Source organism: Mesorhizobium sp. WSM4806, from assembly GCF_055811635.1.
In genome coordinates, this window is record NZ_JBVVQZ010000001.1 from 18,354 (window position 1) to 41,938 (window position 23,585).

The 23,585-nt window shown below is 61.7% G+C and carries 24 protein-coding genes; 13 read left to right on the top strand and 11 right to left on the bottom strand.

The features are described from left to right. The first annotated feature begins 15 nt into the window (after positions 1-15). The 12 genes from AC0L2M_RS00080 (at position 16) to AC0L2M_RS00135 (ending at position 10,820) form a co-directional block, all read left to right on the top strand. Entirely contained in the window at positions 16-1,062 is a 1,047-nt protein-coding gene (locus AC0L2M_RS00080; protein WP_287066492.1) for a UDP-glucuronic acid decarboxylase family protein, read from the top strand. A gap of 107 nt (positions 1,063-1,169) precedes the next feature. Then, positions 1,170-1,388 (top strand): hypothetical protein, encoded by a 219-nt coding sequence (locus AC0L2M_RS00085; RefSeq protein WP_473533706.1) that lies wholly within the window; start codon positions 1,170-1,172, stop codon positions 1,386-1,388. Positions 1,389-1,549: 161 nt separating this feature from the next. Then, entirely contained in the window at positions 1,550-2,653 is a 1,104-nt protein-coding gene (locus tag AC0L2M_RS00090) for an inositol-3-phosphate synthase (RefSeq protein WP_473533707.1), read from the top strand. Beyond that, on the top strand, positions 2,650-3,246 hold the full coding sequence (locus AC0L2M_RS00095; protein WP_128180233.1) for a histidine phosphatase family protein: 597 nt from the start codon (positions 2,650-2,652) through the stop codon (positions 3,244-3,246). The genes AC0L2M_RS00090 and AC0L2M_RS00095 overlap by 4 nt, the downstream gene beginning before the upstream one ends. 13 nt (positions 3,247-3,259) lie before the next feature. Continuing rightward, positions 3,260-4,375 (top strand): CgeB family protein, encoded by a 1,116-nt coding sequence (locus AC0L2M_RS00100; protein WP_287141308.1) that lies wholly within the window; start codon positions 3,260-3,262, stop codon positions 4,373-4,375. Beyond that, a complete protein-coding gene (locus AC0L2M_RS00105; RefSeq protein WP_027153514.1) occupies positions 4,375-5,181 on the top strand; it encodes a sugar phosphate nucleotidyltransferase in 807 nt (268 codons plus the stop codon). Before AC0L2M_RS00100 ends, AC0L2M_RS00105 begins: the two co-directional genes overlap by 1 nt. A gap of 2 nt (positions 5,182-5,183) precedes the next feature. Continuing rightward, positions 5,184-5,945, top strand: a complete 762-nt coding sequence (locus AC0L2M_RS00110; protein ID WP_027153515.1) for a TIGR04290 family methyltransferase — start codon at positions 5,184-5,186, stop codon at positions 5,943-5,945. Then, positions 5,938-6,870, top strand: coding sequence for a glycoside hydrolase 5 family protein (locus AC0L2M_RS00115; protein ID WP_128245345.1), 933 nt, complete (start codon positions 5,938-5,940; stop codon positions 6,868-6,870). The genes AC0L2M_RS00110 and AC0L2M_RS00115 overlap by 8 nt, the downstream gene beginning before the upstream one ends. Before the next feature lie 7 nt (positions 6,871-6,877). Further along, on the top strand, positions 6,878-7,729 hold the full coding sequence (locus AC0L2M_RS00120) for a PIG-L deacetylase family protein (protein WP_287185310.1): 852 nt from the start codon (positions 6,878-6,880) through the stop codon (positions 7,727-7,729). After that, positions 7,726-8,790, top strand: coding sequence for a glycosyltransferase (locus AC0L2M_RS00125; RefSeq protein ID WP_473533708.1), 1,065 nt, complete (start codon positions 7,726-7,728; stop codon positions 8,788-8,790). Before AC0L2M_RS00120 ends, AC0L2M_RS00125 begins: the two co-directional genes overlap by 4 nt. A gap of 9 nt (positions 8,791-8,799) precedes the next feature. Beyond that, positions 8,800-9,789, top strand: coding sequence for a GNAT family N-acetyltransferase (locus tag AC0L2M_RS00130; protein ID WP_473533709.1), 990 nt, complete (start codon positions 8,800-8,802; stop codon positions 9,787-9,789). Beyond that, positions 9,786-10,820 (top strand): class I SAM-dependent DNA methyltransferase, encoded by a 1,035-nt coding sequence (locus AC0L2M_RS00135; protein ID WP_128180219.1) that lies wholly within the window; start codon positions 9,786-9,788, stop codon positions 10,818-10,820. Before AC0L2M_RS00130 ends, AC0L2M_RS00135 begins: the two co-directional genes overlap by 4 nt. A 662-nt stretch (positions 10,821-11,482) precedes the next feature. Here the strand turns inward: AC0L2M_RS00135 and AC0L2M_RS00140 are convergent. The 7 genes from AC0L2M_RS00140 to AC0L2M_RS00170 all read right to left on the bottom strand — a co-directional run bounded on the left by AC0L2M_RS00140 (position 11,483) and on the right by AC0L2M_RS00170 (position 16,867). Next, complete coding sequence (locus tag AC0L2M_RS00140) at positions 11,483-12,046, bottom strand: sigma-70 family RNA polymerase sigma factor (protein WP_128180217.1); 564 nt, start codon at positions 12,044-12,046, stop codon at positions 11,483-11,485. Positions 12,047-12,188: 142 nt separating this feature from the next. Then, complete coding sequence (locus AC0L2M_RS00145) at positions 12,189-12,791, bottom strand: hypothetical protein (RefSeq protein ID WP_473533710.1); 603 nt, start codon at positions 12,789-12,791, stop codon at positions 12,189-12,191. A 226-nt stretch (positions 12,792-13,017) separates the two neighbouring features. Then, complete coding sequence (locus AC0L2M_RS00150) at positions 13,018-13,545, bottom strand: YciE/YciF ferroxidase family protein (protein WP_473533940.1); 528 nt, start codon at positions 13,543-13,545, stop codon at positions 13,018-13,020. A gap of 480 nt (positions 13,546-14,025) precedes the next feature. Beyond that, complete coding sequence (locus AC0L2M_RS00155) at positions 14,026-14,247, bottom strand: hypothetical protein (RefSeq protein ID WP_023799490.1); 222 nt, start codon at positions 14,245-14,247, stop codon at positions 14,026-14,028. Positions 14,248-14,267: 20 nt separating this feature from the next. Continuing rightward, positions 14,268-14,672 carry a SpoIIAA family protein gene (locus tag AC0L2M_RS00160; RefSeq protein WP_473533711.1) on the bottom strand — a complete coding sequence of 135 codons (405 nt, stop codon included), beginning with the start codon at positions 14,670-14,672 and terminating at the stop codon, positions 14,268-14,270. A 55-nt stretch (positions 14,673-14,727) separates the two neighbouring features. After that, positions 14,728-15,882 (bottom strand): DUF3182 family protein, encoded by a 1,155-nt coding sequence (locus tag AC0L2M_RS00165; RefSeq protein WP_473533712.1) that lies wholly within the window; start codon positions 15,880-15,882, stop codon positions 14,728-14,730. A 385-nt stretch (positions 15,883-16,267) separates the two neighbouring features. After that, positions 16,268-16,867: a metallophosphoesterase family protein gene (locus AC0L2M_RS00170; protein ID WP_287345921.1), complete on the bottom strand. Its 600-nt coding sequence runs from the start codon at positions 16,865-16,867 to the stop codon at positions 16,268-16,270. 113 nt (positions 16,868-16,980) lie between these two features. Between AC0L2M_RS00170 and AC0L2M_RS00175 the strand changes: the two genes are divergently transcribed. Next, a complete protein-coding gene (locus AC0L2M_RS00175; protein ID WP_091590175.1) occupies positions 16,981-17,235 on the top strand; it encodes a DUF982 domain-containing protein in 255 nt (84 codons plus the stop codon). Positions 17,236-17,341: 106 nt separating this feature from the next. Here AC0L2M_RS00175 and AC0L2M_RS00180 read toward each other — a convergent pair whose 3' ends face one another. From AC0L2M_RS00180 to AC0L2M_RS00195, 4 genes are all read right to left on the bottom strand, one after another. Then, complete coding sequence (locus AC0L2M_RS00180; protein WP_473533713.1) at positions 17,342-19,888, bottom strand: NAD-dependent epimerase/dehydratase family protein; 2,547 nt, start codon at positions 19,886-19,888, stop codon at positions 17,342-17,344. Positions 19,889-20,138: 250 nt separating this feature from the next. Beyond that, positions 20,139-20,408 (bottom strand): hypothetical protein, encoded by a 270-nt coding sequence (locus tag AC0L2M_RS00185; RefSeq protein ID WP_128180203.1) that lies wholly within the window; start codon positions 20,406-20,408, stop codon positions 20,139-20,141. A gap of 82 nt (positions 20,409-20,490) precedes the next feature. After that, a complete protein-coding gene (locus AC0L2M_RS00190; RefSeq protein WP_287394672.1) occupies positions 20,491-21,801 on the bottom strand; it encodes an HlyD family type I secretion periplasmic adaptor subunit in 1,311 nt (436 codons plus the stop codon). Continuing rightward, the gene (locus AC0L2M_RS00195; RefSeq protein ID WP_287394673.1) at positions 21,801-23,555 is read right to left on the bottom strand and encodes a type I secretion system permease/ATPase; all 1,755 of its coding nucleotides are present in this window, start codon (positions 23,553-23,555) and stop codon (positions 21,801-21,803) included. The genes AC0L2M_RS00190 and AC0L2M_RS00195 overlap by 1 nt, the downstream gene beginning before the upstream one ends. Positions 23,556-23,585 lie beyond the last annotated feature (30 nt).

Here is a 23,585-nt window from a genome sequence, read left to right on the forward strand (position 1 = left end):
CAGGAGAAAATAGAGATGCGGCAATCAAGAAGGACACAACGGACCAGAACGGCGCTTGTCGCCGGCGGCGCGGGTTTCCTCGGTTCGCATCTTTGCGAGACACTGCTTCAGGCCGGGTGCCGTGTGATCTGTGTCGACAATTTTCTTACCGGTCGGATGGAAAACATCGTCTCGATGCTCGACAGTCCTCGTTTCCGGCTGATCGAGCAGGATATTTGCCGACCATTGGACCTTGCTGAGCCGGTCGACCGCATTTTCAACCTGGCGTGCGCCGCATCGCCGCCGCGCTACCAGGCTGACCCGATTCACACCACGCGGACCTGCGTGATCGGAACCCTCAATCTGCTTGAGCTTGCCGCCCGAAACAATGCGCGCCTCCTGCAGGCATCGACAAGCGAAGTGTATGGCGATCCGGAACAGCACCCGCAAACGGAAGACTATGTAGGTCACGTGAACTGCACCGGTCCTCGTGCCTGCTATGACGAGGGCAAGCGAACCGCCGAAACCTTGTGCTTCGACTATTTGAGAACCGAAACGGCCGACATCCGGGTCGCGCGCATCTTCAACACCTATGGTCCGCGGATGGATCCCGCCGACGGCCGGATTGTCTCGAACCTGGTGATGCAGGCGCTCGAAAAGAGGCCACTGACGATTTTCGGCGACGGGCTGCAGACCAGGTCGTTCTGCTACGTCTCCGATCTGGTCGACGGTCTGGTCCGCCTCATGGATCTCGATCCCAATCCGCGCCAACCGGTCAATTTGGGCAATCCTGGGGAATTCACCGTTCTCCAACTGGCCGGATTGGTGAGAGATTTGACCCATAGCAACTCGGTCTTCAAATTCCTGCCACTGCCGCAAGACGACCCTCGCCGGCGGCAACCGGACATTTCCCGTGCAAAAGCCCTTCTCGACTGGTCGCCAAAGGTGCCGCTCAAGCAAGGCCTGATGCAAACGATCAGCTATTTTACGGAGCTCGAAGCCAGCCGCAACGAGGATCAAATTTCCCCAATTGCGACAAGCGTAAGGTCCGCTTCAGGCCGACTGCAAAACCTGCCGGCCTGAGGTCAGGGAGAGCTGCCGCCCGCGGGCATGATCATGGTGAGACGGTGACCCTGCCAACAGGCGCTTTCACTTTTTCTCATTATGGGAACATCCGGTCGAGCTCGCCGTTGGGCGAAGATATCGGCGTGGAGGACGGACCCATGCATCGAAAACGATCCGGCAAGGACATCGAGCAAATGGCCGAAAGGGAGATAGCTGCCTTTCTGAAACGTGCCTCGATCACCTACCTCGAATGCTGTGTGAGCCTGATGATGACGCACCTCGAGCTCGAGGAAGTGGCCACCATCCTGGAAAAAGAAGCGGATATGCTGCGCAGGCTCGACTGAGGCTTGCGGCGCTGAGGCGTGGATCGGCTCAGGCAGCGCAAACCAGCGCGCAGCTTTGATCCGAATAGAAGTTCGTGATTTTTCCAGGTCGCAAGGAACATTCCCGGGAGTCGACAGTTCGGCGCGAGGAACATACCTTCAACAGCGATGGCGGCAGTTTCGTGGGATCAAAAAAGGTACGGATTGGAATAGTCGGCGTCGGCAATTGCGCATCCTCCCTTGTCCAGGGCCTCTCATATTATCGGGACGCCAGAGGCAATGAGCCGATACCGGGCCTGATGCATGCTGATCTCGGCGGCTATCATGTCGCCGATATCGAGGTGGTTTGTGCTTTCGACGTCGCCAAGGGCAAAGTTGGGCGTGATGTGGCGGAAGCCATATACAATACGCCCAACAATACCTTCCGCTTTGCCGATGTTGCGGCAACCGGCGTTCGCGTCGAGCGCGGACCGACACTTGACGGCATCGGCAAATATCTGCGCGATGAGATTGAGGAGGCAGAAGAACCGGTCGCGAATGTCAGCGCGCTGCTTCGGGAAAGCGGCGCCGACGTACTGGTCTCATATCTGCCGGTCGGCTCCGAAGAAGCCACGCGTTTTTATGCAGAGTGCGCGCTCGAGGCCGGCTGCGCCTTCGTCAACTGCATACCGGTCTTTATCGCATCGCGGCCGGAATGGCGCCGGCGCTTTGAGCAGCGCGGTCTGCCGCTGGTCGGCGACGATATCAAAAGCCAGGTCGGCGCGACGATCGTGCACCGGTTGCTCGCCAATCTGTTCCGCGAGCGCGGCGTCCGCATCGACCGGACTTACCAGCTGAATTTCGGCGGCAACACCGATTTCCTCAACATGCTGGAACGCGAGCGGCTGGAATCGAAGAAAATCTCCAAGACACAATCCGTAGCCAGCCAGTTCGACGTCCCCCTGGAGGCCGGCAACATCCATGTCGGCCCTAGCGACCATGTGCCCTGGCTTACCGATCGAAAATGGGCCTACATCCGCGTTGAAGGCACGACGTTCGGCGGCGTGCCGCTGAATGCAGAGCTCAAACTGGAAGTATGGGATTCGCCCAACTCGGCCGGAGTCGTTATCGACGCTGTCCGCTGCGCCAAACTGGCGCTTGACCGCGGCATCGCGGGGGCGCTGACCGGCCCTTGCAGCTATTTCATGAAGTCGCCGCCCGAGCAGTTCACCGATGCCGAGGCACGCCTGCGCACGCTGTCTTTCATAGCCGGAAGGGACGAGCCGATGCTTGATGCCGCGGAATGACGACGACGTTCTTCTTGATCCGCCATGCGGCGCACGACAATGTCGGCGACTATCTTGCCGGACGCATGGCTGGAGTTTGCCTCGGCGAAACCGGCAGGGCACAAGCCTCGCGCCTTGCCAGCCACATGGCGCCGCGGCCGCTGGCGGCCATCTGTTGCAGCCCGCGCGAACGAACACTGGAAACCGCAAAACCGATCGCAATCGCCTGCAATCGCGAGAAGATTACAATCCGCCAGGAACTCGATGAGATCGACTTCGGCGCGTGGTCGGGCAAGACCTTCGAAGAGTTAAGCCAGGACGCCGACTGGCTGACGTGGAACAGTCAACGCCAGCAGGCGAGGACGCCCGGCGGCGAGACAATGCTGGACGTCCAGCAACGTGTCGTCTCGCTGATGCAGCAGCTTCGCAAACGCTACCAGAACCAGTCCGTGGCACTGGTCAGCCATGCCGACGTGATCAAAGCCGCCGTCTGCAAGGCGCTCGGTTTGCCGCTGGGAGACTGTTTTCGCTTCGATATCGACCCCGCTTCGATCACCACGGTCGTGTCCGGTGACTGGGGCTCCAAGCTGATCCGACTGAACGAAGCCGCCTGACGAGGACTGCCGGATGCGTATGGTCATTTTCGGTCTCACCGTCACCTCCTCGTGGGGAAACGGACACGCGACGCTGTGGCGCGGGCTGATCCGTGCGCTCGGTCGCCTGGGCTGGTCGGTCAGCTTTTTCGAACGCAATACCCCGTACTATGCCGGCGCACGCGATCTTGACCATCTCGATGGCGGCAATGTCGTTCTCTATCCGGAGTGGGAGGACATTCGCCATGTCGCGGAACAGGCTATCGGGGAATCCGACGTCGTCATCGTCACGTCCTATTGCCCCGACGCCGTGGAGGCATCGCGCCTGGCGCAGCAGGCCTGTCGCGGGCTGAAGGTTTTCTACGATCTCGACACCCCCGTCACGCTCGCCCGGATAGAACAAGGTCTACGACCGGCCTATTACGGGCCCGAGGGCCTTCACGATTTCGACCTCGCCCTCAGTTATACGGGGGGAACCGCAATCGATGCGCTGAAAACGCTGCTGGGCGCCCGCCGAGTCTTGCCTCTCTACGGCCATGTCGATCCCGACCGACACCGGCCGGCCCAGCCCCGGGCTGAATTCGCCGGGGATTTGTCCTATCTCGGAACTTATGCGGCCGATCGCCAGGCCGGCGTCGAAAAGCTGCTGGTCCGCACCGCAGCGCGCCTGCCGGACCGCCGTTTCGTCATCGGCGGCGCCCAATATCCGCATGAATTTCCGTGGGGCGAAAACATCTTCTTTGTCAGGCACCTTCCGCCTGCGGATCATCCGGCCTTCTTCTGCTCATCGCGCCTGACGCTGAACGTGACGCGCGAGGCGATGGCCAAGAGGGGCTGGTGTCCTTCGGGCAGGCTGTTCGAGGCGGCAGCCTGCGGCGCGGCGATCGTGAGCGACACCTGGCCCGGGCTGAGCAGTTTTTTCCAGCCCGGCAGCGAGATCATCCTGGCGGGCAGCACCGACGACGTGGTCGCGGCAGTCGGCTTGCCTGACAGCGAAGTCGACGCCATCCGGCGCCGGGCGCGCGAGCGGGTGCTGGACGAACACACCTCTGCGCAGCGCGCCAGGGAACTCGACCGCCTCCTGTCCGATTCATTGCCGGGCTTGGGACAGGGCTTGGCGGCGGGCGAGCCGTTGAAGGAAGCAATCTGATGTTGGGCATCGTGCCCGCCGCCGGCCGCGGCAGCCGCATTCAACCGCTCGGCTTCTCAAAGGAGCTCCTGCCGGTCGGCAGCCGCATCGACGGCCAGACCGAGCGTCCTTGCGCGGTGAGCGAGTATCTGGTGCGTCGCATGGTGCGCAACGGTGTCGACAAGATCTGCTTCGTCATCGGATCGGGAAAATCAGACATTCTCGAATACTACGCCGCCGGCTACGGCGACGCCGCCGCATTGTTTGTCGTGCAGCCCAACCCCGTCGGTCTTTGCGACGCGATCTTTCGCGCCGCGCCGCTGGTCGCGCCGGACGAGACGGTTCTGGTCGGCCTGCCCGACACGATCTGGTTTCCGGAAGATGGCTTTTGCCGCCTGCCGGACGACCGGCTGTCGTTTTTGCTCTTCCCGGTGGATCACCCGGAACTCTTTGATGCCGTCGTTCTCGACGGGGATGACCGGGTGAAGGAGATCCAGGTCAAGCAACAAGGCGCTGCATCGAACTGGATCTGGGGGGCGTTCAAGATGCCGGGCCGCATACTTCACCAGCTTGCCGCGCTTTGGCGCGAGCGGGATCAAAGCGACGAATATGTCGGCACCCTTATCAACGCCTATCTGGCGGCCGGCGGTGAGGCTTGCGGCGTCAAGGCAGGCACCGCCTATGTCGACGTCGGCACGTTCAACGGCTACCGCACCGCACTTCGGCTGCTCGAGAACAACGACACTACGTTGGAGGACACGAAAAACCTCATGTTCGTGCTGCCGGGGCAAGCGCAGATACCAAGCCATCCAGGCGAAGGAGGCTAGCCATGCTGCATTCGAACGCCGAAATCCGCCGCCGCATCGATGCCCTTGGCCCGTGGTTCCACAACATGGAACTGGCGGGCGTCGAAACCGCCCCCGACCATTTCCTCGGCAATTATCCGCTGATCAAATGGCGCAAGTTCGCCGACGCCATTCCTGCCGATCTGTCCGGCAAGGCCGTGCTCGACATAGGCTGCAACGCCGGCTTCTACTCGATCGAAATGAAGCGACGCGGCGCCGGCCGCGTCCTCGGCATCGACTTCGATGAAGCCTATCTGGCGCAGGCGCGCTTCGCCGCCGAAATCGCTGACTGCGACATCGAATTCCAGCAGCTTTCGGTCTACGACGTTGGCGCCCTGCGGGAGAAATTCGACATCGTCCTATTCATGGGCGTGCTTTATCACCTGCGCCACCCGCTGCTCGCTCTCGATCTGATCCGGGAGCACGTTGCCGGCGACCTGATGATCTTCCAGTCCATGCAGCGCGGCAGCATCGAACTGCCTGCACTCGATGAGAATTATCCTTTCTGGACCCACGATCTGTTCGACCGGCCGGAGTTTCCGAAGCTGCATTTCGTCGAGCATCGCTATGCGGACGACCCGACCAACTGGTGGATTCCCAATCGCGCCTGCACAGAGGCGATGCTGCGCAGCGCCGGCTTCGAGATCGTGCTGCACCCGGAGCAAGAGGTTTATTTCTGCCGCGCCGCCGGTGAGCCGGCCTGCGGCGGCGCCGTCTACCCGTCGAAAGGACCACTTCATGATTGAAGCCGCGATGATCTGGAACGAGCCGAACAACAAATCCCATTGGGATCCCGAACTCGACCCCGACTGGAGCCGCTTCGCCAACATGGCAATACTGGCCGCCGATGCGATCGCATCGGCAAACCCGGCCGTGACCAGGATACTGGGCGGCATTTCGCCGATCGATGCCGATTTCATGGCGCTCATGAAGCAATACGGGGTGCTCGATCATGTCGATGCCGTCGGTGTGCATGGTTTCCCACTCGACTGGAATCTCTGGCAGATTCAGGAATGGCCGCAGAAGATCGGCGAGATTTCGACCGTTACCGATCTTCCCGTATGGGTCAGCGAAGTTGGCGTGTCGAGCTTCGGGGCGGAGGAGGTGCAGCTCTGGGGTTTGCGTCGGAGCGCCGAACTGCTGCTCGGCAATGCCTCGCGCGTGCAATGGTACAGCCTCTACGATCTTCCGCGCGAATGGGGGGCAACGACGCGTCATCGCGAGGCCGAAGGCTCCTCCTACTATCGCCACTTCTACATGGGCCTGCTCCGCGAAGATGGCACGCCCAAACCCGCGCTCGAAGAATTCCTGCGTTACTTACCCGGGATGGGGCTGGTGCAATGGTTCCACTTTGAAGATCCCCGGCTGGACGACGCCGTCGCCTGGATGAAACGGCTGGGCGTCACCAATCTGCGCACCGGGCTTTCCTGGGCCGACAGTTTCAGGCCGAATGCGCTGGATTGGTACGACCGGCAGATGGAAGCACTTGCCGATTTCGACGTGACCATCACCTTCTGCTTCACGCCGGAGCACCGCGGAGTGATGCCGCATCACACCAGTCCGCCGCTGGTGCCGGAGGAATTTGCGGAGTTTTGCGCGACGATGACCCGCCGCTATGCTCCCGCCATCGCTGCCTCGCCGGTCAGAGCGGTGCGGGCTTCGGCAGCATGAGTGTGTCATGCAACACGCAGCTGACAGATCCGGACCGCTTGCCGAATTCGCGGCCTTGTTGCTAGGTGCTGCTCCGCACCGCGCAGACGGTGCTGAGATCATGATCGTTGTCGCGCATCCGGACGACGAAACCATCGGCATCGGCGGGCATCTTGCCGGCTTGCGCGGATCTCGCATCGTTCATGTCACCGATGGCGCGCCGCGAGATCTTGAAGACGCGCGAGCATACGGCTTCGAGACGTGGCAGGACTATGCCGAGGCCCGCCATCGGGAGTTGGAGGCGGTGCTGGCGGCAGCGGGATTGCCATCGACGGCCCTGATCAGCCTCGGTTATCCCGACAAGCAGGCCGCCGGAAATCTTGGCTCGCTCGCACGGGAACTGACCGGCCTTTTGGCCGAGCGCGATGTCAGCTTCGTCTGCACGCATCCTTATGAAGGTGGTCACCCCGATCATGACGCGACCGCCTTTGCCGTCCATGCGGCCTGCCATTTGCTGCGCCGCGACGGACGCCAGGCACCGGCCATCGTCGAAATGGCGTTCTATTCGGCCGGGCCTGAGGGTGCGGTCCTTCAGGATTTCAACAGTCATTCCGGCAGCGAGCGCATCGAATTGCACCTTACGGAAGCGGCTTTCGAACGGAAGCAGTGCATGCTGGCCTGCCACCGGACACAGCAACGGACGCTGGCGCCGTTCACGGCGCGCATCGAACGTTTCCGGGTGGCGCCTGCCTATGATTTCCTGGCGCTGCCGAACAGCGGCAGGCTTTATTACGAGGCGCTGCCGCTCGGCTTCGAGCCGGCGGTTTGGCTTCACGCCGCGGCCGCTGCGCATGAGGAGCTTGGGCTCGACCGGCCATGACCCTCACCGTCCTGAACGTCGCCTACCCTCTCGCGCCAGTCGGCCCGGATGCGGTTGGCGGTGCCGAGCAGGTGCTGTCGATGCTCGACCAGGCACTCGTGCGCGCCGGACACGCTTCCATCGTGATCGGTTGCCAGGGCTCGAAAGCGGCGGGCGTGCTCATCGAGACGCCTGCTGAACCAGGTGTGCTTGACGATGCGGCGAAGAAACGGGCACAGCGCTCTCACCGCACCGCGATAGAAGTCGCACGCGTCCGTTGGCCTATCGACGTGGTTCATCTGCACGGCATCGATTTTGATGCCTATCTGCCTGATGATGGCCCGACCCTGGTAAGCCTGCACCTGCCGCTCGACTGGTATCCCGCCGATGCCTTGCGCACGGTCCGCGACGATCTATGGCTTCACGCCGTCTCGATGGCCCAACAGAGGACCGCGCCGCCGGGTGCCAGGCTGCTGGCACCCATTCCAAACGGCGTGGATATCGATGCGCTGAGCGGTCGGCAGTTCAAGCGCGACTTCGCGCTGGTGCTCAGCCGCATTTGCCCGGAAAAGGGCATCCACCTGGCACTGGACGCGGCCAAACAGGCTGGCGTGCGGCTGATCATCGGCGGCAAGGTCTACCCTTACGAAACGCACACGCTGTACTTTCGTGACGAAGTCCAGCCGCGCCTCGACCAGCGCCGCCGCTTCCTCGGTCCGCTCGGCTTCGTCGCGAAGCGGCACTTTCTCAACGCCGCCCGCTGCCTGGTCATTCCCAGCCTTGCCGCGGAAACCAGCTCGCTTGTCGCGATGGAGGCTCTCGCCTGCGGCACGCCGGTCGTCGCCTTTCCAAACGGTGCGCTGCCGGATGTGGTCGAACACGGCAAGACGGGCTTTCTGGTCAACGACATCCATGAGATGGCGGAGGCCATCGTCGCAGCCTCCGGCCTGAATGCCGAGACATGCCGGGCCGAGGCGCGGCGGCGCTTTTCGCTCGACCAAATGATTTCGTCTTACATGGACGCCTACCAGGCGCTGGCAGGGGTTGGTGCCGGCCGCAGGCGCCTGGCGGCGGTGCAGTGAGCGGCTTTCATGCTCCGCTCCGAGATCATCGACGATCCGGCCGCCTTTGAGGCGCTGGCGCCGCGCTGGCGGGAGCTGTGGGCGCACAGCCGGACAGCGACGCCGTTCCAAAGCCCAGCCTGGCTGGTGCCGTGGTGGCGCGCATTCGCGCCCGGAGAGCTGGCGACGATCGCCGTCTGGCGAGGCGACGATCTGGTGGGATTGGCACCGCTTTACCTGGAACACGCAACTTGCGGGTCGAGACTGCTTCCGGTTGGGATTTCGTTGAGCGACTACCTGGATGTCCTGTGTTGCCCCGGCATCGAAGCGGCTGTCGCCGCCGTCATCGCCGACCGGGTTCTGGCGATCAATTGGTCGCAATGGATCTTACCGGACCTGCCGGCCGGTGCTGCCGGTCTCACTATCGCGCACCCTGCGCTGGAGGCGGATCAACCCGTCGATCACGCCGCTTGTCCCGTGCTGCCGATCGCTGGCGACGATGCGCTCGCGGTCTGCATTCCGGCGCGGCGAAGACGCCAGTTGCGCCGCGCGCACAATGCCGCACGCCGGCGCGGCTGCGTCTCCATCATACCGGCGCAGGCCGATCTCAAAACGTTTTTCGATCACCTGATCCGCCTTCACGGCGCGCGTTGGGCCGGGCGCGGCGACGGCGTCCTGGCCGATCCGGCTGCAGAAGAATTCCATCGGCAGGCGCTTCCCATGCTTGCCGCACAGGGTCTTGTCCGATGCTGGCTTGTTGCCATCGACGATGCTGTCGTCGGCGCCTATTACGGATTTCATCATCGCCACCGCGCCTACGCCTACCTTGGCGGTTTTGATCCGGCCTATGCCGAGGAAAGTCCCGGCGCAATCCTGATCGGTCACGCGATTGCCGAAGCGGCTCGTGAAGGGGCGCGGGAGTTCGATTTTCTGCGCGGCCAGGAGAGCTACAAGTATGGCTGGGGGGCCGTCGACCAATGGACAATGCGAAAGGTCTGGACGCGGAGCATGGCTCGATGAGCGCCACCGGACGAAAGCCATCGCCCCAGGCGGCATCGACCGTAAAAATGCTGATCGAGGAGTGCATGGCCGACGGCGCCTGCGTCGACGCCATCATTGCCAGACTGGCGCTGCGCTTCGAGACCGGGGTCGATGCCGCAGAATTGGCCGATGTGGCGCTGGAGATGCGTTCAGCCGACCTGCGAAAACGCGACAGACTGGAGCGGATCGCCGATCTGCTTCGTCACAGGCCTGACATCTTCACCACGCTGCGCCAAACAGGTGCCGCCGTCCGCCACGAACGCGATGAATGGGAAACTGACGCCGCGGTCGTCAGGCGGCTGGCCGCCGGCTTTGATGCGGCGGCGACGATTTCCCAGGCGGCGAGCGTTCAACTGTCTTCGCTGGGAGACGAGGAGAAACTCACCGCCGCCACCGACGAGATCGTCGCATGGTTGCAGCGGCAAGGCTTCACCGGCCCCGACCAGGACATACTGGACATTGGTTGTGGCATCGGCCGCTTCGAAAGCGCGCTCTCGGATGCCGCGCACCGGATCGTCGGCATCGACATATCCCTGGAGATGATTTCGGTCGCTCGTCGGCGATGTGCCGGGCTGCGCAATGTGGATCTGCGGCCGACCTTTGGTCTCGATCTCGCCGATTTTACCAACGCAAGCTTCGATTGCGTGCTGGCTGTCGACAGCTTCCCCTACCTGGTGCTGGCTGGCCTGGCGGAGCGGTATTTCGAGGAAATTGCGCGTGTTCTGAAACCGTCAGGCGTGGCAGCACTTCTGAATTACTCCTATCGCGGATCGACGGCGCTGGATCGTGCCGATGTTCACCGCCTCGCCGAAGCCCATGGCATGCAGGTCGTGGCTGACGGCGCGAAGCCGTTCCGGCTGTGGGACGGCAATGCCTTTCTTCTTGTGGCATCCGAGGGAACATTACGGCGCAATGATTGTTCGGGCGTCAAAGAGACGAGGACGTCAAAGAGACACGCGCACCAAACAGACAGGGCACCTGTGAGTGCCGACAATCCGAAGGAGGACTAGAAGGCATCCGGCGGCAAGATAGACATCACCTCTGCCGTCAAGATAAAGGCTCCGGCGGCCGGCGCGATGACCCATTTGGCCAAGGACAAGGTCAAGGAAACGCGGCTTTGCTTTGTCCAGCAGAGCCTGGGAAGCAGCACACCGAGCAACGCCGGCTCGATGGCGGATCAACTCCGATCAGTATCACGCCGCAGATCGTCTCTCCCAAGACTGACTGCTGCAACCGCAAACGCCAATCATGACCAGTGGCCAGTCGAGGTCACGAGAGTCGAAATGTCGAGCGCACCCGGCAACAGCGCCGGGAGGACCCGAGGGGAAAGCATAGGCTTCCCCGACGAGACCGGCAGCTTCGATACACAATGCTGTGCAAGGGACGGGCTGTGCAAGGGACGGCGCTGACTGTGAGGCCGCGCGAATCCTTGCAAACTCTGATTGCCGTCACCACACTGGTGAAGGGACTGATTCGTTAAGAGAACACTATGTCTCGCTCGAGCGACGATAGCATCAGCCCGAAACTCCGGCTGGCAATAGACCGGAAGATTGCATCTCTGCTGACTGCTATCGAGCAGGAAAAGGTCCCCGACCAGCTGACCGACCTTGCGGTGCAATTGCAGAATGCGCTTGTCGAGAAGCGTCGATGCAAAGCAAAGAAACAGGACTAGCTATCGGCGCCGGTCGACTGCGAAGTTTCCCTGTGTTGCTGACAGGTGATTGCGTCGTTCCACCAATGTCTGCAAGGAACTTTCGCCGAGGTATTCCAGCACGCTGGCACGCGCTCGGTTAAGGCGGCTTTTTACCGTTCCAACCGCGCAACCGCATATTTCGGCAGTTTCTTCATAGCTGACGCCAAGGACCCCGATCAGCATCAGGACCTCGCGCTGATGCTCCGGCAACCTCTGGACCGCGTTGGAGACTTCCTTGCTCTGAACGGACCACTCCTGCGTCGCTTCGGTAATCGGGATTGCGGAGGCGCAGTCAAGCAGGCCCGGCTTTTCCCTGTCGGCGGCCTTGATGCGCGTATAATAGCTATTGCGCATGATGGTGAAGAGCCATGACTTCATACGCGTTCCGGGCTCGAACTTGTCGATGTTGGCGAGCCCTTTGGTCAATGTCTCCTGGACCAGGTCGTCGGCATCGTCGGGAACCCGGCAGAAGGTGCGGGCGAAGGCGCGCAAGGCAGGTATCAGGTCAACGATGGAAACGTCATCCGTTTCCTGGTTGGCCAAGGGGTAGCCCCTGGAGGACAATGGCCCAGCTCCCAGCAAGAAAGAGTTGATGAACGCAGACCTAGCTAAATGCATGAAGGTTTGGATCGTTCCGGACATCGAAATAAGGTGCTGGAAAATCTCGGATTGGGCGGGCGGCCGTCTATGACCGGTCGTTGTTCTTGGCCGCCTCTTCCCGCTGCTTTTTCAGGACTTCGTCAGTCCCGACCAGCTTTTTCGCCCCGCCGGATATCGCTGTTGACACCACCGCCGGCGGGTCGCTCGCGGGAAAAGAATCCTCAAGCCCGGCCTGCAACTGGTCTTCCAGGGTCTTCGGCTCTTCCGACCGACCAGGCGTCCTTCGGGCTTCTGCTCCCTCCAGCGGCTGTTTCATGTCAGGCGAACTACCGACCTCGCGAACGCAGGCGTAAAGCTGTTCGATGGCAAATTCCTTCATTGTCTCGAAATCGGCCCTCTCATCGCGCATTGCCTCGATCTTATCGACCATGGTCTTCTCGAACCGGTCAAGGCTATCGCGTCCGCAAGCCTGGCAAAGACGCAACAATGCTTCGTGGAGCACTTTCGGACCAAAATAAGCAGACGCCTCGAGCTTGAGCCGCTGCAGATGCTCTGGAGTCACCGCCTGAAGTTTTGACATATGCAGCCCCTTTTCGCCTGCCGAGCATATCAACGGCGTTGGTCGGCAGATGTTCCAATCACCCGCGACCGGGCTCGCTAAACGGGTCGCTCGGCCACTCAACGCCATGCCGAACGCCAACGCCAACGATAGCGGGCTCTCTCACCTGACATCTGCGCAATGTCTTTGAACCCATTGGTCTTCTTGAAGATTCCGGTTCAAGCTAATTCAAGCCTCTCAATGGCCAGTCGGCCACGCCGGTTCAAGAATCCCGGCCGGCAAGGCACTACCTGGATCTTGCGAGCGGAGCCTGGCGATCTTCGCCTGGGCTCCGCAAGCCTGTCACCACCGGGAATCAGGCGGCGGCTTGGAGGGCACGTTGGTTGACACCACCCTCGCCTAACCCGGTCAGCGCTTCGTTTGTCGCGACCTCTTCCTTGAGCGTTGCCTTGAGAAGGGCGGCGACATCGGCCTTTCCCATCTGTTCCGCCCAGGCGACAAGAGTGCCGTACCGGGCGATCTCGTAATGTTCGACGGCTTGCGCCGCTGCGACCAGTCCGGCATCGAGCGCAGGAGCACCGTCATAGTCTTCGAGGATCTCGGAGCCTTCTTCAATGATGCCGTCGATCGCCGGGCAGGTCTTGCCGCGTGCCGCCTTGCCAAATTTCTCGAACACCTCCTCGAGCCGGTCGACGTGAACTTCCGTCTCCATGCGATGTTTTTCGAAGGCAGCAGTTACTTTTTCCGACTCCGCGCTTTTGGCCATTTTCGGCAGCGCCCTCAGTATTTTCTTTTCGGCGTAGTAAAGATCTTTCAGCCCGTCGAGGAACAGGTCCTCAAGGCCCTTGGTTGTCGCTTTCGCAGCTTTTTTCGCAGTTGCCATGGTCGTCTCCCGCTGAGGTTTGGAGCTAGCCTCCCTAACTGGGAAGGCGACCGATAACCCCGCCGGCCGGCAACAAGTTCCCTGATGATTCGAGCCGCTGGAAATTTTTCGCCTCAGGCCGCGCAGGTGCTGCAAGGCTTACGCTGGCGAGACGGCGGTGCGAGCAAATGGCTTCGCCAGCAATCGGCTCAATCGATCCGCTTGATACGGCCCTTGTCGAGACGGAACACTCCATCCTGGCCGCCCTGCCTCTCAAAATCGGTAAGCAGATCGTCCCAAGTCCCGAGGAATTCGCCACAGTCGTCGCAAGAGATCCGGTCGTCAGGACCGGCGTCGGCCGGAATCCTCAGCCTTATCGTCAAGCAATAAGGGCATTCCAACTGGTGGTTAAGATACTGTGTGGTCATCGACGACAGCAAGAATGCACTGGAAACGTGGCCCCTGCAACCTGCTCGCGCCGGGGCAGGACGCTTGCATTGATTATATGCCGTCTTTGGTCGGAGGCCAGCCAGACTGGGCAGTCGGCGGAATGTTGTCGGAAGTCACCTCACCCCGCTTGAGTTTTCGAATGGCCTCATTGGCTTCGAGTTCATCGAGGCCGGAAAGCGGCATGCCGTCAACCACGACGGCTTCCTCGCTCTCGTCGTCATAGACTTCCCACAGGCCGTCCGAATTCTGTCGTTTGTTGTAGATGGTTGGCATGGCCGCTCCCCTCGATACCGCTATTGAACGCGTGCTACCCACTCCAGAGCCTGGGTCCTTTCGTCCGCCGGGAACACCCGCGCCTCGATCTGCGGGAACAGTGCGCCCGTCATTTCGGTAGCTGCCTTGATCCACTGTTTTTCGGACACCACTGCGGCACGCTGGAAGCGGTGGAGTTCGCCAAGTTTGCTCAAGCCGTACTGCAGATCGCGGCGCAACGCGTCGCCCGTCATGTCCTCCAGATCGGTAAGGTCGGCCAGGATGCCGATCTCTTCATGTTCGCTCAGTTTCTCTTCGATGGTCGGGATGATCTTGTCGTAGTCCTCCGCGGTCACGGTACCGGCAACGCGAAATGCGGCGACATTCTCAGGAGCAGAAATAACCTCGATCACTTTTTCATCCTTCGGATTGGTTTTCGGGATCATGCCGAACAACTCAAGCCGCCGACGGATGTTCCCTGGTCCTAAGCGTTTTTAGACCCTAACCCACCGCTTTCCTTGGCGGCTCCCGGGTCGCATTCGTGACGACGGTATAGCGCGTGATCGGACCCTCATCGGGGTCTTCTCCCTGAAAGTGAACGTCGGCGTTGTCAGGCAACCGGCTGGTATTGCCGAACGTCTTGACCGCGGACGCACGCACCAGTTGGATGTCCGGGTCCTGCTTCATGATCTTTATTGCCGCAAGCTCGGCCGTGCTGCTGCCGCCAATGCGCCAGCTGGCCTCGAGCACACCGGATCGCCAGATACCCGACGAATCGACACCCTGGCCGATATCGTAGTTGCGCCGCGAGGCGAAAAATCCAGGATACTCAGCCATCGCCGCGTCATAGGCTCTCGCCTGCGCAATTGCCGAAGCCAGTGCGCGGGGAAGCTGAAGGTCTTCGAGAGCTTCCCATCCGCCGCGCACGACAATGAGGTCCGACCCGCCATAAACGGATTGTCCCGCATTATCGGTCGTCGTCGTTTGAGTGCCGTAGTAGGCGACCATGATTTCGTCGATCTCGGTTCTGCCAACACTCAAAGTGACGACGTCACGAAGGTCAGCTTCGAGCACCAGACCGTACTCGTCCAAGTCGGGGGAGCAGTATCGCTCGAGCAGTCTCTCGACGTCAGCGACCGTGCGAACGATGTGCTGGTCCTGGCCTCGCGAGGCAAGCGGTGGCTTGAGCCGGGCCAGCCCATGCCTCAGCAGGCGTTGCGCTGCTCGCAGCGCATCGTGCCGCGAAAACACGGTGTAGCCAGGCAATACTGCGGCGGCGACAGTTCTGCCGAAGCCGGTTGACCATTCCTTCGGTCGCTCGGCCAGGTCGTCGACCAGTTCGTGGGTTATCGCCTTGGTGGTCGCGAATCGCCAAGACACCACGCCGCCGAAGAGGTCTTGCGGCCCGTTGATACCCAGCCGTGCCGCATCGCTGGCAAGCAAGCTGTCGTCCGGCACGAAGTACAAGCGCCCGCCATTGCCGCTGCTGTGGCCTAGACCCTGCCGGAAGGCAAACCCCTTGAGGGTGGCAATGGTGCGGGCGACGGCAGCTATGGCTTCCCGCTCGTGAGCGTAGAGAGGCTCGCAGCCCGGCGCGGAGAATGCGATCACGGTGCCTTTTGGCTGGCTCGGCTGAGTGCCTCTGTGCTCGGTCATCTCGCTCGTTCCGGTGCTTCCTCGTCATGGCCATTGGGCGCCGATGTTGCGGTCGCTACGCGCCCTGCCCCGGGAGAACGCAGCAGATGGCAGAAACGTTCAGCCCGGCTTGGCAGGCTCGCCGCGCGGGCGCAGACGCTGGTATCCAGCCGTGACCTTGGAGCGCGCTGCGGTGCAGAACCTTTGATCGCCGAGGGACAGCGCCCCCCTCTGTCCTGCCGGACATCTCCCTCCACACGGGGGGAGATCGGCAGCTTCGCGGACAGCGTCCCTTTTTTGCACGGTTGGTGGTTGGCGAAAATCAGTGATGAAGGCCAATCTCCCCCCTCGTGGGGGAGATGTCCGGCAGGACAGAGGGGGCGCGAAGGATCGCTACGGAGCGCTTTTATTCTGAGCCGCTGCATTCTTCGGCTGACGTCACGGAATGGATCCCAGGGTCTGCGCGCGTCGCTTCGCTCCTTGCTCCGCCCTGGGATGACGAAGTGGAGGGGTGCCGGCGTCGGCTTGCAAGGATGGCGGAAAGGGTGACCGGGCGAAAATCCCAGCTGTCGACGCCGGCGTCGTACTGGCGCGTGACCGGGCTCAGCCTGCCGTGGGAATGGCCATGCAGATTGATCGATTTCTTGCCGATCTGATTCCAGGTGCGAAAAGGATAGTGGCAAAGGATCAGCAACCTGCCGTCTATCGTCAGTTCCTTGTAATGCTGTGTGCTGGCCCAACCCGCAGCCTCTATGGTCGCCGCGCCATCGTTGTTGCCGACAATCAGATGCTTCTCGCCATGAAGAGACGACAGCAGCGACGCAACGAATTCGGCCGATCCCCTGGCAAAGTCGCCGAGATGCCAGATCTGGTCATCCGGGCTGACCGTTTCGTTCCAGAGCGAAATCAGCGCTCGATCGTGTTCGGCCAGCGAGCCGAACGGGCGGCGATCGATGCGCAGAATGCGGGGATCGCTGAAATGTGTGTCGGCCGTGAAATAGATCATGGTCGTTCACAGCCTTTGCGGACGTTGTCCGAACCTCGCCTTCCCGCAATTAACATTTGAGGTGGCCAACAAGATCAGACGCGGCTAACATACTCCTCGCTTTGGAGAGTGTCGTGCGCACGAGACGTTTCAGAAAGCCAATTGTCGTTCAACCCGGTCGGATCGATCGTGACAGGGTTGTTTTGTCTGTCTCCGATGCGGCTGAAGTTCTGCTGAAGGACTGGCCGACGCCAGCGTCCAAGACGCGACTGGCTGCAATCGCAGCCTGCCTTGCTGTTATCCGCGGCGAAAAGCCGCCAAGGGTCGCACGCCAGGCGTTCATCGTCGCGGCCAAGGACGCGAGGATCCTGCTCGGCGAACAAATCTAGCCCCGTCAGGCAGAGCCTCGTCAGGCCATTCGATCTCTTCTTTGACCTGCTCCTGCAGATCGGCACTCGGCGCGCTTCGCCTCGCCAGGTGCTGAAGTCGAGTTGCTCAGACAATCGCTCGATCCCAACCGCCATAGTGCTGGTCGCTGCGCGTGCCGCGCGGCAGGCTGAGCACGATCAGCGCCAGACCGATCGCAACGTCCGCCACCATCGCCAGGGTTTCACCGCCGGCAAGCACGAAGGGGGACACCGCGATCCATGCGCCAAGCACGACATTGAGGAAGCGCAGCGGCCGGACCACTTCGGCCATGGCCGTGACTGCGACCATGATAATGAGACAGCCGACGACGTGATCGCTGAAGTAAAGCGGTGGCTGCGTGCCGAAGATCAATGGCGTGGTCATCAGCAAGGCGCCAAGCAGCGTGCTCGCTGCCAGCGTCCACGGGAAGTTGACGCCGCCGGTGACAAATTCCTTCAGCACCTCGAAAACCGGACGGTCGAGGTCGGCGCCGGGCGTCTGGTTCTCCGACAGCGCCGGTCCGCCCATCCAGAAGGTACGCCAGAACGGCTCGCCTGCCCTCGTCGCGCCCCAGAGATACTGGATCGTCGCCAGCACCTCGTCGACGGAGTAAGGGATCAACACCACCGTGACGGCGGCCTGGAGAATGCAGAGCGTGCACAGCGCGCCAATCAGCGGTGGCTGGATGATGATGAAGGACACGCTGACCACGCCAAGCGGAACGATCAGCAAGCCGAAGAGGAGCACCATCCACGGCATGGTGCGCCAGCGCCGGCGGTCGCCGATCGCGCCGGCGAGGATATCGAGGCAATAGGCGAAGGCGCCGAGCCCGGCATCGGCGATTGGAAAACCCTTTGAGACCCATGACGTCACCACCGCCTCGCTGCCGTTGCGCACCGGCGCGCCGCCGGGGCCGAAGAACGGATCCCACAGCCCATCCGCGTGGCCCATCTGGAAGGCGGCGAGATAGCGCGAGACGAACAGGCCGACGAAGGCCAGCGCCACGATCGGTATCCGCTGCGTGAAGGTCGATGGCGAATAGGTCCAGCCCAGCGGAATGTCGTCGTCGGCCGCCAGCGCGCGGCGGCTGATGCCAGGGGTCGGCGGGATCATCACCGCAAAGGCGACGATCAGCATGCCGACGAGCGTGTCGATGGCATAGGCGGCGGCGCTGGTCGTCCAGAACAGCAACGGCGCCAGCATCACCCAGACTCCGAGCGACGCCGTGATCCACTGCACCCAGCGCCAGCGTCGGGACATGCCGATCAACGCAAAGACCGTCACCAGCAGGCCGGAAACGATCTCGCTGACGCCGAGGCTTGCGTTGCGCAATTGCGGCTCCGCGACAGCGTGCCCCAGAGCGGGTGGCATTGCGGCTGTGACGGGATCGAACAGGCCAACTGTCATCGGCGAGGTGACCAGCCACAGTCCGAGCGCAGCGTTGGTCATCGGCGCCCAGAGTGTCCTCGACCGATGCCGTTTCATTGCCGCTTCGACGTCTTCCTTGCTTCGCTCGAGCGGTCCCTTGAGACGCCTTTCGGCCTGCTCGATCTCGGGGTCCGAAGCCGCGACAACCGGCGGATCGAGCTTGTTGGCCGTGTACCAGTCCGTCGGGTCCTGTTTCAGCCGGCGGATCATCTCCGGCAATGTGTCCAGCAGATTGTGTCTGGGCGCCCAGCCCAGCAGGGTTTTGGCCCGCGCGATGTCGATCTCGTAATGATCGTCCGAGTTCTCGATCATCCACGGTTTGATGTCGGTGTCCTGGTCGAGCACCTCCGTCTGCACCCACGCGCCGAGCTTCGTCAGTTGCTTCGGCAGCGCCAGGGTGCGCCAGTCCTCGCCATGGATGAGCCGGCCGATGCGCTTCTGCATCTCCTCGTATGACGGTGTGTCTTCTTCGCCGATCAGAAGCACGGTCTCGGCCGGAAGTTCGGCGCGCCGGTCGACGGTGCGCACCACCGCATCGACGAGATCGTCCTTGTGCAGATAGGGCTGGCCGGCGGTGATATCGCCGGCGAACAGATACGCGGTCGGCAAGCGCTCGAAGATGCGGGCGATCTGCTGGGCAATAAAGGCCGCCCGGCAGTCTTCGTCATAGACGCCGGCGAGCCGCAGGATCACCGTCTTGATCTGGCCGCGCTCCCGCGAAATCAGCGCCTCGGTTTCGGCTTTCGATCTTGGGTAGGCCCAGGCCGGGTCAAGCGGCGAGTCCTCATTGATTTTCGCGCCCTTCTCCGGGCTTGGCGCATGGACGAGAAGCGTGCTGGAGAACACGAACTGTTCGCTCTCGACCGCCGTCAGCGCCTTCAGGAGCCGGCGCGTGCCCTGCACGGTGACGGCGTCATATTTCGGGTTGTCCTCGCCGGTCGTGTCATAATAGGCGGCAAGATGGACGACCGAAGCGATGCGGCCACCGCTGCGCTCCCATGCCGCCTGCACAGCCCTGCTCACGCCCTCATCGGAGGTGAGATCGATCTCGATCGTCTCCATGCCGGCGGGGGCATGCTTCGGTTTTGCGACGTCGAGGCCGATGACGCGATAGCGATCGATCAAGCCTCGCGCGATCGCCTGCCCCAGGAAGCCGCTGCTGCCGGTGACAAGAACCGTCGGAAGGGTCGTGCCGTGATTTGCCACGGCTCAGGCCTGTTCGCCAAGCCGTCTGAACTTCAGCCCGGCAACCTGCCGGTTCGGATCACGGTTAGCCGCAGTTCCATTCAGCCGGATGTGGGCGATCTGCAATGTCTTGTCGAAGCTCATCATTGCCTCAAAGAAGGAAGCGCCTCGCGCCCCACTCAGTGAGTAACACCGCATGGCGGAAATGTTTCCTCGTCAGGTCGGGAAAATTGTTGCTATCCATCCGGAGAGACGGATCTGTTCCGCCTGCCTATTCGGCATTCCATTCCGCCTTGCGTGCCCGCGCTTCCTCGAAGATCAGCTTGAACTCCCGCATCATCGCGCTCTCAATGGCGAATGCACGGCTTGGCACGGCGCCGGGGTCTTCCTGATTGTTCTGGAATTGAAAGCGGGCTTCCAGTTCGGCCCATATTCGCTCGGAGGTCTTGTCGGGGCCGGCAAGCAGCGCGACGACCAGCGCCAGAGTCTCTCGCTGGGCATTGAGCCGACCCTCGATCTCTTCATTCGTCAACTCGGACATGTGGGATCGCTTCCGGTTTCAGGCGAAACGGCAAAATCGCATCCTTGTTCCGGAATTCAGCTCGTCGGCTCGCAGAGAGAGCCTACTGCTCCCTGAAAGCTCGCTGGATCTGATCCGCCAAAGGTTTCACGAGATAGGACAGCATGGTGCGGTTGCCGGTCGAAAAGAACACCTCGACAGGCATGCCTGGCGCCAGGGCCACGCCCTTGAGCCGGCTAAGCTCTGTGCGCGGTAAAGCAACATGCACGGTGTAAAAGCCGGTGCCTGTTTTCTCATCGACATTGAGGTCGGCGGAAATCTTGCTGACCGCACCATTCAGTTCCGGCGTCGTTTGCTGATTGAATGCCGACAGCCGCAGGGTCGCGCCTTGCCCTGGCGTCAACTGATCGATGTCTTGCGGAGCCACGCGCGCCTCGACGGTCAGGTCGTCCGTCACCGGGACAATCAGCATGATGAGCTCGCCTGGAGATATAACGCCACCGACCGTGTGCACGCCGAGCTGATGAACGACACCGTTCTGCGGACTGCGTATGTCGATGCGTTTGAGCTGATCTTCGGCCGAAACCTTGCGCTCGACGGACTCGGAGATCTTTGCCTGGACGTCTCGCAGTTCGCTTGCCACTTCGCTGCGCAAATCCTGGTCGATCTGGATGATCTGCAAACGGATTTCGGAGGTACGACCCTTCGATTGCGCTATGGCCGCAGTCAGTTGCCCGTGCTCGCCTTTAAGCCGCACGGCATCGCGTTCAAGCGCAGTAATACGATCGATCGAAACCAGCTTGCGTTGCCAAAGTCTGCGCATGCCTTCGAGCTCAAAGCCGATCAACTTGATTTCCTGGCTCTTGGCATCTCTTTGCTCGGTCAAGCCGGAAACCTCTTCGGCAAGCTGCGCAATGCGCTCCTGCAACTGAGCCTTCTGACCGGCGCGTGCCTGTCGGCGAAATTCGAACAGAGATTGCTCGCCGGCCATCGCCCGACCAATCTCGGGGGTATCCTGGCGTGACACAAGCGAAGCTGGAAAGACGATGCTTGCCTTGCCGTCGCGCTCGGCCTCAAGGCGAGCCAGCCGCGCCTCGAATTCGTCCAGGCTCTTTGAGACGATCGCCAAATTGGCCCGGGTGATGGTCTCATCGAGGCGGATCAAGACCTTGCCCGATTGCACGGCATCGCCTTCCCGGACGAAGATTTGACCGACAACGCCACCCGTCGGATGCTGCACCTTCTTGACGCTGGAATCGACAACCAGCTTTCCCGAAGCGATGACGGCTCCGGAAATCTCGGTGACGGCAGCCAAGCTCCCCGCCCCGCCAACCAGCAGGATGCAGGTTGCGACACCGCCAAGCAGATAACGTCGAATGGTGCGATCGGCCGCGAATACTATGCGTTGCGCCATCAGGATGCCGTCTCTTCTAGTCCGGAAACGACTTTCAAGGGAACGCCCGCTGGGCGGGTTATCTTGTTCAAGATCTCATTTTTTGGGCCAAAGGCCTGAACACGGCCGTTCGCCATCACAAGAACCTGATCCAGGCTGGCCAGCGCGCTTGGCCGATGTGCGACCACGATGGCAATACCGCCTCGCGCGCGCACGCCTTGAATCGCCACCGTCAACGCGGCCTCGCCTTCCGCATCGAGGTTGGAGTTAGGCTCGTCGAGAACAACCAGAAACGGGTCACCGTAGAGAGCCCGGGCAAGCGCCACCCGCTGCCTCTGGCCAGCCGAAAGCGCCGAACCGGCCTCGCCGATGCGCGTCTCGTAGCCTTCCGGCAGGTGGATGACGAGTTCATGAACGCCGGCCGCGCGCGCAGCCGCCAATATCTTGTCGGAAGGCGCTTGCGGCTCGAAGCGCGCGATGTTCTCGGCAATGGTGCCGTCGAACAGTTGCACATCCTGCGGCAGATAGCCGACATGCTTGCCCAGTTCTTCCGGCGACCATTGGTCGAGTGTTGCGCCATCCAGCCTGACGGTGCCGCGAACCGGGAGCCATATGCCGGCAATCGCGCGCACGAGCGATGACTTGCCCGAAGCGCTCGGCCCGACGATGCCGAGGCCGACGCCCTTTTCAAGTGCAAAGGTGGCTTCCTGCACGACCATACGGCGCTCACCCGGCGGTGCGACACTGATACTTTCGACCGAAAGAGCAGATCTCGGAGCAGGCAGCGAGACACTTGTCGCAGTTTCGGGAAGCAGGACCAAAAGCTGGGTCAGCCGGGCCCAGGCCTGGCGGGCGGTGACGAAGCCCTTCCAGTGGGCGATAGCCAGTTCGATCGGTGCCAGCGCCCGGCTCATCATGATCGAACTTGCGATCATGATGCCGCCGGTCGCCTCCTGATGGATGACCAGATAAGCGCCGATCGCCAGGATGCCCGATTGCAGCATCATGCGCAGGATCTTCGCGATCGTTGCGAGCGTCCCGGCAAGGTCGCTGGCCGTTGCATTGGTGTCGAGATAGCCAGCATTGATCCCTGACCAGCGCTCGGCGATGCGCGAGCCAAAGCCCATGGCCTGCAGAACCTCGACATTGCGACGTGTCGCTTCGGCAAGTGTATTGCGCGCTGCCGCTTGACTGTTTGCCTTTTTGGCGGGCTCTCTCGTGCGAATTTCGGCAAGCAATGCCAGGCTGAACAGAATGACCACGCCGGCCAACGCCGTCATGCCGATCCAGAAGTGGAACAGGAAGCAGATAGAGAGGTAGAGCGGCATCCACGGCAGGTCGAAAAGCGCGGTCGGACCGGCACTCGACATGAACGATCGCACCTGGTCAAGATCCCGCAAGGATTGAAGGCCGTCGCCTGCGAGCTTGGTTCGCAGCGGCAAACGCATGAGGGCGGCATAGACCTGTCCGCTCAAGCGCGCGTCCAGCGCCATCCCGATGCGCACCAGCAAACGCGACCGGATGAGTTCGAGAACGCCCTGAAAAACGAAAAGTGTGCCGGCAAACACGGCGAGCCCGACGAGCGTCGGCACGCTGCGGCCGGGTATGACACGATCATAGACCTGCAGCATGAAGAACGAGCCGGTCAGCGCCAGGACATTGACGACGCCGCTCATCAACGCAATTCCGGCCAACGCTCGCCGGAAGGAAGCCAAAACCGCCGCGAGTGTCGTTCGCGGCGGCTCGGGTGGAATGGGATGCGACGTCGGCTTCACATCAGTTCCAGTTCGGTCTCAGGCGGCAAT